The following is a 12048-nucleotide window of genomic DNA, read 5'->3' on the forward strand; positions in this document are numbered from 1 at the left end:
TTAATGTCCTCCCTGCAAATGTTTCAATAATTTAGATGACTGATTCTCATGCCGAATTAATTTTAATAATTTGGGATTATCAATAATGTTATAAATATCAGTCAAGATTCCCCTTGTTAGTATAAGATCATCTTTACACACGCAAATCATAAAAATAATATCTACTTGATACTTATCCCACCTAATTTTTTTCTTATTTCGCAGCAGGAAAATCTGGGTTTGTTTAATATGTTGAGGGTTTCCGTGAGGAATAGCGACACCAACAGGTAAATCCGTAGCACCTAATTGCTCTCTATGAAATAAATCCCCAATAAATTCTGGAGCTACGTATCCCTTCTCTACCAGATAACGACCAAACTCTTTAAAAAGGCCCTTTCGGTCTTCAAAAGCTGTATTCAATAGAATGCTGTCTTCTGATAACTTTCCAAATAGATGATGAAACTGACTAACAGCCTGACTGTAGGGAAGAAGGCTTGGCGTATACCCCGCTCCCTTAATTCTTTCAATATCATTTTTTGTTAAAAAGGGTGAGACGAAGATAATATTCTTATCAGGAATGTCCAAATGCACCGTGGAGATGACAAAATCATAGACAGTAATATCAAGATACTCCAATTCTGCTACAGAAGATAGTTCAATCGTATCTATAGAAGGTAAAGCCTTCTTGATTCTATTGACTAGCAATTCCGATGTGGCAATCCCCATCTGGCAGACAACTAAAATTCTTTTGTTGATTTTGGCTCGCTCAATAGCCGATTGGAAGTAAGTTGTCAAAAAAGCAATTTCATTTTCATTAAAAACAACCTGATAATCACTTTCAATCTCAACAATCACCATCGAAATAAGATTAAACATCAAAGAGAATTCTCGTTTAATCTGAGAAGTAAATGGGTTTTCCACTGTCATATTAGACTGCAGGCGGTACATCATGGCCGGAATGTGATCCTTTAACTGTTTGACTAGTTTTTCATCGCTTAAAAAATCGATTTTTAGGCTATCGGTCATTCTTTGCAATAATCTATCTGCAAACTCCGCAAACTGCGAACCGCCTGTTACTCCTTCAAAACGATTTAAAACTAAATGTTTAGAAAAGAATTGCTTATCCTCGCTCGTAAAATGAATCCCCAGTCTCAGTGTCACCTTATCTAAAATAGCCTCTGCACTGTCTTCAAAAAATTTTTCGGATACTTTGTTGGGATTGTCCGCTGCCAAGTGATGATTATCCTCACTGCTGCGGTAAGTTAAGATAATAAAGATACTCAAAACATTTTGAACATAGTGATCAGATATAACGTTTGAGTACTTCCTGATATAGGAATAGAAAATATTTTTACAAGTTTTTACAATATCATCGCCATAGTAGATGGACAAAATATCAATATTTTTATGCAGCATGTCGTCTGCATAAATTTCAGCATGTGACATGACAAAGCGATTAAACTGAAGCATAGCCGTTTGAAAATCAGCTTCTGTACCCTGTAACTTGGTACCATGGCGATTGCTGGTCAAAGAAACTGCCGAGTCTGCACCTAAAACTGACATAATAAATTCAAAATCTTTGACAATAGAGGTTTTACTGACGAAAAATAAATCAGACAGGTATTGATAAGTAAGATATTTATTATCAAAAAGCAGACATCGCATGATTTCCATACGGCGTTCCAAGACATCACTAACATCAGGCGAAATAGTCTCACTTTTTCGGTCAAAACTTTTTTCCAGATTATCTTTTATAGTGATTCCGACACCGCGTTTTTTCTCTAGATGCCTTCCTTCTTGTTCAAGATAATTCGAAACAGCTTGCAACTCTGAATGGATTGTCCGCTTGGATAAGCCACAATTATTAGCAATTGTTTCGATTGTTACGTATTCCCTGCCGTCTTCAATATAGTGGAGAATATCTTCTTGACGCTTATTTAACACCTTATCCCTCCTTTCTAGCTCTCGATTGTTTACGCTTACATTATATAGAGAAAAATTACCTTTGAAAATAACATCTTCTTGCAACAAGTTTCTATTAGCTATGTAATGTTGCTGCAAAATCATAACCTTAATAATCACTATAAAGAGCAGCTCTAAAAACTCACTTTTTAGATATCCTAACTAGTCAAAATACTGGTAAATTGCCATTCTAAACTTCCCCTTACCCGTACGCGAGGTTCATCTATAAAGACTGCTAGTTCCACCATCCTTAGCATGAGTAGAAGCCTCTTACCTAAGAAAATTCTTAGTCAAATCCTGTCGGTCTCCAATATAGCCTTTATTCAAAAACAACAATCTAGTCTGAGACTTTCTATGAATATCCTCGGGTCCTTACTGCTAAAATTGCTCAAACATGGCGTTTAGTGCACACAAAAAACCATCTGAGTGCTGAAACTGCAAAATTTCCTACACTCAGATGGGGCATACAATCTAGGATTTACTTAACTTAATAACATTGGATTGGCTAACCTAAAACCAGCTATGTTTACTTGAACGTCTTTTGAAGCAAGTCATAAATTTCTTCCTGAGACCTTAATCCCTTCAGCTCACTGATAAGTGTTTGATTTGAAAGGAGCTTAAGCAGGTCTTTCATGACCTGCAGATGGCTCTCATTATCTACAGCGGCAAGAAAAATAATCAGGTTAATCTGACCAAAAGTCGTCTCAAGTGGCTTCGGCAATGCAGCTAAACCTACCCCTATAGCATTAACACCATTAGGATAGGCATGGGGCAATAACACTTCTGGAGCGATTAAAAAATTTTGCAAGTTTTGATCCAGATTTTCTAAAACCTGATTAGTGTAACTCACCTCAATGACATTTTTTTCCACTAATGGCTGAGCCACCATTTCAACTGCCTCATGCAAACTGGATACATTCTCAAGAACAGCTATAAACTCCTTTTTTAACACATCATTTAAACCTAATTCTTCGGAAAGACGCTTGCTATCTCTCGATTGAGGAGAAAGGTATTGAGACAGTTCCTGCCGCAAAGATGAGTTGTTTTGAATAATCGTATATTTTTCGATAATCGCCATCAAGTCGTCTACATTAGGCAGCTTAAAATAAGAATTTCCTACAGTCTCATAAACCCGCTTGACCAGACGATACTCTTCATCGGCAGTCATAACAGGATTAACAATAAAAACAGGCTTATGCATTTGATAAATCGAAAGGTTACTAGCTGTAGAAAAAATAATATCAAAATCATCATCAGCCATTGTCATCATTTTCTCCATAGTCATCGGCCCCAGCAAATCTATTTCGGTAAATAAATGGTCTAATTCTTCAAACAGGATAGCCGAACTGCCTACACCATTCGTACAAACAACCAACGCTCTGACTGATCGATGAGGACCCCTTTGCTGGTTCTTCGTCAAGATGGAGGCAAAGTGCATCGTCAAAAAGGCTAATTCTTCATCTGGAACCACAAACATTTTTAGACCTTCTGTCTCTTGCAAAGCCTTTTCAACGAGATAAAAAATACTAGGGTACTCCGACTTTACCTTATCAACTAATATATTATTGATGGGTAGATGAAACAGTAGGCGGTAATAAGTTGGCCTTAAATGGCTATAAATTTGCCCTACGATATCGTACCCTTCCGTAAAGTAAATTCCAGATAAGGTCTTAAAATGAGTGACCATTGCCTCTGTTAGTTTTGAAATTTTTGCCCTATCTGGTGAAGCACAATTAATATCGCCTACTGATTCTCCCAAAACTAAGGCGGATAAAAATGAACTTTCTTTGCTACTATTTATGTTCAGACTTTTTAGCAAGGCTTGAACAAAATGGTATTCCTCAAAATCTGAGAGCTCAATCTCTGAAAAATCGTCCCCTCGATAAAATCTCCCTTTTAAACGATTCAAAGTCAAAACAATAAAATAGGACAGCTCAACCATCCGGCTTTCTACCAACTGGAGACGATAGGACTGCTTCAATAAACGGATTTTTTGGACAAGGGTTTCAACATTCTCCGCCTTAAATATTGAAATGTAGACATCGTAGATAATACTATTATCCTCTTCAATATCTTGTGTTAACCACTCCAAAAGTAGGTTTCTCAAAACTAATTCATCACCCAAGAGATGGTAGCCCTTATCTCTGGAATAAGCCAAAGTGACACCCTTGATCTTTAAATACTTTTCCAAATTCTTTAAATCAGCCAGAGCAGTTGTTTTACTAACCCGTAAGTCGTCTACAATATCTGCTAAAGAAATGTAGTCCAAATCAACGGCAACTAGCATCAAATAAAGGAACTTCTGCCTCTCTTCAGTGTTCATAATATAATTCTTCGTTTGAGAGGTAGTAAGCAGTTGTGACAGAAAATCCAACTGCCTATCTGTGAGTTCGAGCTCCCGTCCTAGATAAGAAATCGGTGAAATTTGATTTTCTCGAAAGAGTTCATTTAAGCGATCGAGTACGTATGTAATTTGCCGACGCGACAAGCCTAAATAATTTTCTAAAACAGCTAGGCTGCTTCGTCTCTCCCTGATAAAAAAATTAGCCAGATCTCTTAACCGCTTATCAAGCATACTTGTCCTCCAACCTTTGGTGCAAATCAATCATTAGTACTAGTCAGTATATATAATCATTCTAACCTACTGATACCTTATTTCGAAATCAAAAACTACCGCCCGAATTGGTTAGGACGATAGTTGACTTATTTATTCACCGCTGACAGATCTTACCTTCCTTCCCAAAAGAAAACTAGCCATGATAACAAGTAGTACAAAAGCAACAATGCTAGCTACTAAAACCACAGGACCGGCTTGACCCAACGTACCTAAAATCCATCCTGGAATTAAGTAGTCCGTATCGGCAAAGGTTGAAGCCGCCAATTTTAAAGAGCCTAGAAGCGGCAAAATAGTTAGGGGCAACCAGCTGAGTAAGAGACTATTGACTGCCGAGCCTAAGACAGCTCCTCGGCGACCTCCTGTAGCATTCCCATAGATGCCCGCTGCTGCTCCACAGAAGAAGTGTCCGACAACCCCCGGAATAATCACTGTCGTGTGAAGAGCAATCATGACAAACATCGATAGGGTACCCACGATAAAGCTAACGAAGAAGCCAATCAGCACAGCATTGGGAGCATATGAGAAAATGATCGGAACATCCAAGGCTGGCTTAGAATCAGGAACCCACTTTTTAGCGATCCCTTGAAAGGCTGGAACAATTTCAGCCAAAACCATCCGAACACCTTGGAGAACAACGACAAAGCCAGCTGTAAAAGTTCCGGCTTGAACAAGAGCAAAGACGATAGCACTGGTTCCATCACTTAATTTATTTTCCACATAACCAAGACCTGTAAAGAAGGTTAAAACTAAATAAACCAAGCTCATTAGAATCATAATAGAAACAGTCGAGTCCCTCAAAAAACCAAACGATGATGGAACATTTAAATCCTCTGTTGACTTTGTTTCATCACCAAAAAATTTTCCAATCCAGCCAGAGACTGCATAGCCAATATTGCCAGTGTGCCCCATTGCTACCTTATCATTGCCAGTTATCTTTCTCATGAATGGCTGACAAAGGGCTGGTGTAATTGTTAAAAGTGTCCCTTCAAAAATGCCGCCTAAAATAATCATCAGAGGACTGGTCTTCATACCAGAGCTAATCAGAATAACGGCGGTAATACAGGAAACATACATCATTGCTTGTCCTGTCAAAAAGATATATTTAAATCTTGTAAAGCGGGCTAATAATATATTGACGATCATCCCTACCAGCATAATCAGGGCAGTCTGGCTGCCATAATCTTTTAAGGCAATAGCCACAACAGCTTCATTACTCGGAACGACTCCTTGAGCTTGAAGAGCAACTTGAAACATTTTCGCGAAAGGTTCCAATGCTGATTGAAGAATGCCAGCTCCGCCTGTCAGAACAAGGAAACCGACAGCTGTTTTAATCGTTCCCGAAACAACATCAGAAATCTTTTTCTTCTGCAAAATCAAACCAATCAGAGCAATCAGCGCAACAAGAATCGCCGGCTGCGTAACAATCGAAACAAATAAATTCAGGATACTTTCCATAACCGAGACCCTCCTTTAATCTCCAGAATTAACTGTGCGCAATCCCATTATCGTCTAAGAGCTGCAAAACTTTTTCTTTAATTTCGTCAGCATCAATAATAGAATCCAGAGGGATTATTTTTTCATCTGGTAGATTATTTAAAGCTGGTACCAGTGTTTTTTCCGCAAAGAAATAATCTGCCATATCTCCACTGATACTACCAGAATCGGCATGATCAACCTGAAAATCATTCCTATCAACCCCAGCTGCTTCTAAAGCTGCTTCAATATTCATTTGAACCATAAAACTAGTTCCTAAACCACTTTGGCATACAGCATAAATTTTCATGATCCTTCCTCCATCTTTATAATAGCAATAAATTCCTGACTAGTTTTGGCCTCTTTTAACCGCTTCAAGGTCTGTTTATTGGACAAAAGTTTCGTTAAAGAGGACAAAGCTTCTAAGTGCTTGTCATTATCACTAGCCGCTAAACAAAAAAGTAAATCCACTTTTTGCTGTTCATCATTCAATAAAAACACCGGCTCTTGCAATTTTAAAACGGACATTCCAAAATCCTTGACACCTTCCTCCGGTCGAGCATGTGGGAGAGCCACTCCCTGCCCCAAATTAATAAAAGGACCAAACTCTTTTACCTTATTGACCATGGCCTCAATGTAAACTTCGTCAATTTTACCTTGATCAAGCAGCGGCTGGGCAGACAACCTTATAGCATCTTCCCAAGATATTTTTTTATCAGAAAAGCGTACACAATCCCGGGTTAAGAATCGCGATATCATACGGGCCTCCTTCCTTATTTCCTTGTTACCATCATTATAAGCAAGAAATATAAGCGTTTCAATGTTTTTTAGGTACAACTTCTGTCACGGCCGCTAACAAAAAGTGCACCAAAAAAGCCGCTAAGTTGCCTAGCGACTTTATAACTTTTATTTGGCATAATCAATGGCACGCAGTTCACGGATAACTGTTACCTTGATATTCCCTGGGTAATCTAGATTATCTTCAATTTTTTTACGAACCTTGTGAGCCAAAATAGTTACCTGATCATCAGAAATTTTCTGAGGCTGTACCATGATACGGATCTCACGACCCGCCTGCAGAGCAAAACTATTCTGAACACCATCGAAACCGGAAGCAATCTCTTCCAGATCGCGCAGACGCTTGATATAATTCTCAATAGATTCATTACGAGCTCCCGGACGCGCTGAACTGAGAGCGTCAGCCGCCGCAACCAGAACAGCAATGACGCTCTCTGGCTCTACATCACCATGGTGGCTAGCAATCGTATTAACGACTACAGGGTGCTCCTTATACTTACGAGCAAATTCTGTACCGATTTCAACGTGGCTGCCTTCAACATCGCGGTCGAGCGCCTTCCCCATATCGTGGAGAAAACCTGCCCTGCGGGCTAAAGCAACATTTTCGCCAACCTCACCAGCTAAAATACCTGCTAGTTTACCGACCTCAACCGAGTGACGCAAAACGTTTTGGCCATAAGACGTCCGATACTGCAAGCGACCCATAATCTTAATCAAATCGGGATGAAGATTAGGAGCACCAATTTCGTAAGCAGCTGCTTCACCAGCCTCACGAATGCGATTGTCAATTTCCTGTCGGTTCTTTTCAACCAATTCCTCAATGCGAGCTGGATGAATACGACCGTCTTGAATCAAGGCTTCCAGAGTCATGCGGGCAATCTCACGGCGGATGGGATCAAAACCGGAAAGGACAACAACCTCTGGCGTGTCATCAATGATGATATCAATCCCAGTTAAGCTTTCTAAAGTACGGATATTACGCCCCTCGCGTCCAATAATCCGCCCCTTCATACTGTCATCAGGTAAATGAACAGTCGTAATGGTCTGCTCGGTAACGTAATCACCAGCCAAGCGCTGCATGGCCTGAGCCAACAAGTTCTTGGCCCTCTTATCGACCGTTCGCTTGACCTCGTCATCAGCATCCTTAATCCGATTGGCGATGTCCTGACTCAAATCACTTTCAGTCTCTGTCAAAATAACATCACGCGCCTCAGCAATAGTCATGTTGGCAACTCGTTGCAACTCGGCATGTTTTTCTTCTTCTAACTGTGCGATCTTTGCTTCTCGCTCATCAATGTGTTTAGATTTATCAGAAAGACTTTGTTCTTTACTATCAAGTGTTTTTTCCTTACTTGATAAATTCTCATCTTTACGATCAAGACTTGAAGCACGTTCGGTTAAACGCGTCTCCATCTGCTTCAATTCTTGTTTTTCAGACTTAAATTCTTTATCAACTTCTTCGCGATATTTTCTGGCGTCTTCCTTAGCCTCAAGAAGCATCTCCTTACGCTCAGCCTTCATATCTAACTCAGCCGTCTTTTTGATATGGACAGCATCATCTTGAGCCTTTTCCCGAATCGTAACCGCTTCTTGTTCAGCATTTAAAAGCGCTAGTTCTGCAGCTTCACGGTCAGCTTTTGTCTTAGCAACCATGGCTCCATAACCGATACCTAAACCAATGAGGATAGCAACAATCACTAAAATAATATCTAGCATGTTTCACCTCAAATCTAATACCCTTTTTACCAAAAGGCTAACTTTAAGTCTAGCATATTTTAAAGAATATCTCAATTATATTTCTTACATGACAAATCCCCGACACGCTGCATTTTACAGAACAGTTATCATTTGTTTTTATTTATTCCTAACATTTATGGTATGATAAGACTAGTAAAACTTTTGAAAGGGAGGTTTACCTATGCCAAAAGATGTTGTAGTAGAAAGTTTTGAATTGGATCATACCATAGTCAAAGCACCTTACGTCCGCTTGATTTCTGAAGAACAAGGCCCTGTCGGAGACATCATTACCAACTTCGACCTCCGTCTAGTTCAGCCTAACGAAAATGCTATTGATACAGCAGGCCTTCACACTATTGAACACCTGCTAGCTAAACTCATTCGCCAGCGCGTTGATGGCCTTATTGATTGTTCGCCTTTTGGCTGCAGAACAGGATTTCATATGATTTTTTGGGGTAAGCAAAATCCGACAGAAATCGCGAAAGCTGTCAAGTCCAGTCTTGAAGAGATTGTTAGCAGCATTACTTGGAACGACGTTCCAGGAACAACTATTGAGTCCTGCGGAAACTATAAAGACCACAGCCTGCATTCGGCTAAGGAGTGGGCTAAACTGATCCTTTCCCAAGGGATCTCAGACAATGCTTTTGAACGCCATATTGTTTAAATCATAAAAATCCGGGCTGAGCAAGAACGAGTCCATAATAAAAACCACACAATTTTTTCTCATCTTGATTCGTTTCAAGTTAAGAATGATTGTGTGATTTTTATATTTTTAAACAGTTCCTGCCCAGCTTATTTTTTATGTCTTAAAAATCTGTCGGACGTCCGGAAGCATTTCCAAAGAAGTAACCCGTCTTACAATTGATAGAAAAGAGATAAGTTCCATCTGACTTATACATATTATAGTAGCCATTACCATTAATGATATTAACTGGCTCCAAAATATAATCATCACCAGAGAAATACCCACGTGACTGCGATGTCGAAACCACCTTCTCCAAGATGCCATCACCAAAGACCCAAGCAGAATTATTAACATCTTGAACCTTTGCAGCATCATAAGGAACACGGCTTCGATCTCTTTGCAGGGTACCTGGATCATAATTGGTAATTCCTGCTTGACGAATATTCCCCCCAGATGGAATCGCACCAGTATTAGCGGATGAACCAGCATTGGTATCTCCACCAGCGTTATCAGAGTTATCAGAGTTATCATCCGATGACGCTTCATTACTTGATGACGATTTATCTGTTTCTTGTTGCGCTTTTCCCTTAGAAATAGCTTCTTGAATCAGCTTATCCAGAGTCGCATTACCTGTTTTCAGGGTATCATCTGTCAACTTATCAAAGTCAGCGTCTTTTTTAGCCTTAGCATCGCTAACTAACTTACCATCTACAATAACGGCTTTTTCAAAGAGTTTATTTACTGTCTGAATAGCTGTAATCTGTTTGTTCAAACTATTATAATCCCTTTTAGCTGTCTTGTAATAACTAGTACCATCCAGCTTTTTCAAACTAGTATTAAGATCAGACAACTTAGAAAATTGACTATTTTTAAGCTGCGTTCGCTTTTTATCAATGAAGAAAGCCTTATACAATTTTTCAAAAGCTTGGTAATCAGACTTCCCAGATTTTGCTGACTTAGAAGGAGCCTTCGATGAAACAGTCGTCCGCGATTGCTTTGTCCAGTGGTTGATACCAAAACCAACCCCCAAAATCAAGACTAGAAGTGCGACTAAACTCCCAATAATCAGAGACCTATGCTTTTTTGAAGGAGCAAGATCATCTACCGCCTCTTCATCTTCTGCGACACTTTCAACAGGTGAGGACGGCTCCTCTTCCTCAATAGCCAGATCAATATCAGATTTTAAGTTATCATTCTTAACAGGCGCAAAAACACGGGTTTCATCAACAAATTCATCTTCAGTTTGACTTTCACTGCCTTCCTGCGATGTTTCAGATGCTTCTGGAGTTTCCTCATCCTTAGCTAATAAGCCTTGATTAGCCAATTCTTCCCTTTGTTTTTGGATGAAACTGTCCAAAGATGACGTATCAATATTTTCAAAGTCAGACGTCTGTGTCTCATATTTTTCAGCTACCACTTGATCGCGGTGCTGCTTAATATATTTATCAAGGACGCCATCATCATCAGTAACACCCGCTTCAATTTCCTTATGCTTGCGCAAGGCTTCCTGAACAGTTAAATCTTTAGCATCTTCAAAATCCAGCTTCCCGTTTTCATTTTCCTTAGCCATAAAAGTCCTCTCTACATTTCTGATCGTTTGACACGCTGACCAAAGTACTGATATAAATCAACCCGTAAGGTTCCATTGTAAAGTTTGCGCTTCTTATCAGCAGGTCGCCCATACTTACTTTCAAATGCTTCATCGCTCGTCAAAATAAATTTACTCCACGTTTTGAGCGATTCAAAGCTTTTACCCATCTCATTATACAAGATGTCCACCGCTTTGTCATCCAGCAGTCGCTCCCCATAAGGCGGATTTGAAATGATGACACCATTGATTTTATCTGTTTTTAGGTCTTGCAGGCGCATTTGTTTCAATTTGATAACATCTGCAAGGCCAGCCTCTAAGGCGTTATTTTTAGCAACTTCAATCATGCGGGAGTCAATATCTGTCCCCATAATATCCAATTCTATATCGTAGTTAGCCTTACTGTCAGCTTCCTCACGGACAGCCTCAACCAGCTCTTTATCAACCCAGGGCCAAGCTTCAAAGGCAAAATCCCGATTAAATCCTGGTGCAATATTCATGCCAATCATTGCGGCTTCAATACAAAAAGTCCCAGAGCCGCAGGTTGGATCGACAAAAGGTTTATCAGGATACCAATTGGACAACATAATAATCGCTGCCGCCATATTTTCCTTAATAGGAGCCCCGCCTTTATCAGTCCTATAACCACGTTTAAAAAGACTTTCGCCTGTCGTATCAATCATGACCATAGCCTTATCCTTACGAATCGCTATTTCAATCGCAAAAGTTGCTCCAGTTTCCTGCAAAGGGACACTGTCTGGACGGTGAAAATGCTGCTGCAATTTCTTTACAATAGCCTTTTTAGTAACAGCTTGAACACTGGGTTCATTATGCAGTTTTGAGCGTACGCATTTCGCTTTGGTAACAGGAAAGGCGGCATCTAAAGGTAGATAATTTTCCCAATCGAGAGCAAAAACGCCCTGAAAAAGCTCTTCAAACGTTCGTACCGGGAATTCCCCAACGACAATTTTAATACGGTCAGCTGCTCGAAGCCAGAGGTTTGTTTCCGCGATTGTGCGGATATCTCCTTGCAAGCGCACCCTACCATTTTCGACCTGACAGTCAAGTCCTAAATCTCTAATTTCACGTCCGACCACAGCCTCTAGACCAGCCGCTGCTGTTGCTAGTAAATTAAATTTTTGTTTCATCCTTACTCATTTCCATGCAGAAAAAGGAAGGCTCAACTTCTCTATCTCCTTATGGACTTCC

General features: G+C 39.9%; 9 protein-coding genes. 1 reads left to right on the top strand and 8 read right to left on the bottom strand.

Annotated elements, in window-relative coordinates; genetic code table 11:
- The 6 genes from AC4HAO_RS06510 to AC4HAO_RS06535 all read right to left on the bottom strand — a co-directional run bounded on the left by AC4HAO_RS06510 (position 1) and on the right by AC4HAO_RS06535 (position 8545).
- Complete coding sequence (locus AC4HAO_RS06510) at positions 1-1923, bottom strand: BglG family transcription antiterminator (protein WP_491134937.1); 1923 nt, start codon at positions 1921-1923, stop codon at positions 1-3.
- 544 nt (positions 1924-2467) lie between these two features.
- Positions 2468-4516, bottom strand: a complete 2049-nt coding sequence (locus AC4HAO_RS06515; RefSeq protein ID WP_491134938.1) for a BglG family transcription antiterminator — start codon at positions 4514-4516, stop codon at positions 2468-2470.
- A gap of 132 nt (positions 4517-4648) precedes the next feature.
- Positions 4649-6013, bottom strand: coding sequence for a PTS ascorbate transporter subunit IIC (gene ulaA, locus AC4HAO_RS06520; protein ID WP_491134939.1), 1365 nt, complete (start codon positions 6011-6013; stop codon positions 4649-4651).
- A 28-nt stretch (positions 6014-6041) separates the two neighbouring features.
- Complete coding sequence (locus AC4HAO_RS06525) at positions 6042-6341, bottom strand: PTS sugar transporter subunit IIB (protein WP_165329306.1); 300 nt, start codon at positions 6339-6341, stop codon at positions 6042-6044.
- Positions 6338-6790 (bottom strand): PTS sugar transporter subunit IIA, encoded by a 453-nt coding sequence (locus tag AC4HAO_RS06530; RefSeq protein ID WP_491094077.1) that lies wholly within the window; start codon positions 6788-6790, stop codon positions 6338-6340. Before AC4HAO_RS06530 ends, AC4HAO_RS06525 begins: the two co-directional genes overlap by 4 nt.
- A gap of 147 nt (positions 6791-6937) precedes the next feature.
- Positions 6938-8545, bottom strand: coding sequence for a ribonuclease Y (locus AC4HAO_RS06535; RefSeq protein WP_491134940.1), 1608 nt, complete (start codon positions 8543-8545; stop codon positions 6938-6940).
- A 202-nt stretch (positions 8546-8747) separates the two neighbouring features.
- Here AC4HAO_RS06535 and AC4HAO_RS06540 point away from each other — a divergent pair, with 202 nt between their 5' ends.
- Positions 8748-9230 carry an S-ribosylhomocysteine lyase gene (locus AC4HAO_RS06540; RefSeq protein WP_491094079.1) on the top strand — a complete coding sequence of 161 codons (483 nt, stop codon included), beginning with the start codon at positions 8748-8750 and terminating at the stop codon, positions 9228-9230.
- Between the two features lie 142 nt (positions 9231-9372).
- Here AC4HAO_RS06540 and AC4HAO_RS06545 read toward each other — a convergent pair whose 3' ends face one another.
- The gene (locus AC4HAO_RS06545; protein WP_491134941.1) at positions 9373-10821 is read right to left on the bottom strand and encodes a cell division site-positioning protein MapZ family protein; all 1449 of its coding nucleotides are present in this window, start codon (positions 10819-10821) and stop codon (positions 9373-9375) included.
- Between the two features lie 11 nt (positions 10822-10832).
- Complete coding sequence (locus AC4HAO_RS06550; protein ID WP_447451825.1) at positions 10833-11987, bottom strand: THUMP domain-containing class I SAM-dependent RNA methyltransferase; 1155 nt, start codon at positions 11985-11987, stop codon at positions 10833-10835.
- Positions 11988-12048: the final 61 nt, after the last annotated feature.

The sequence above is a fragment of the Streptococcus sp. ELY_137 genome (assembly GCF_058314515.1).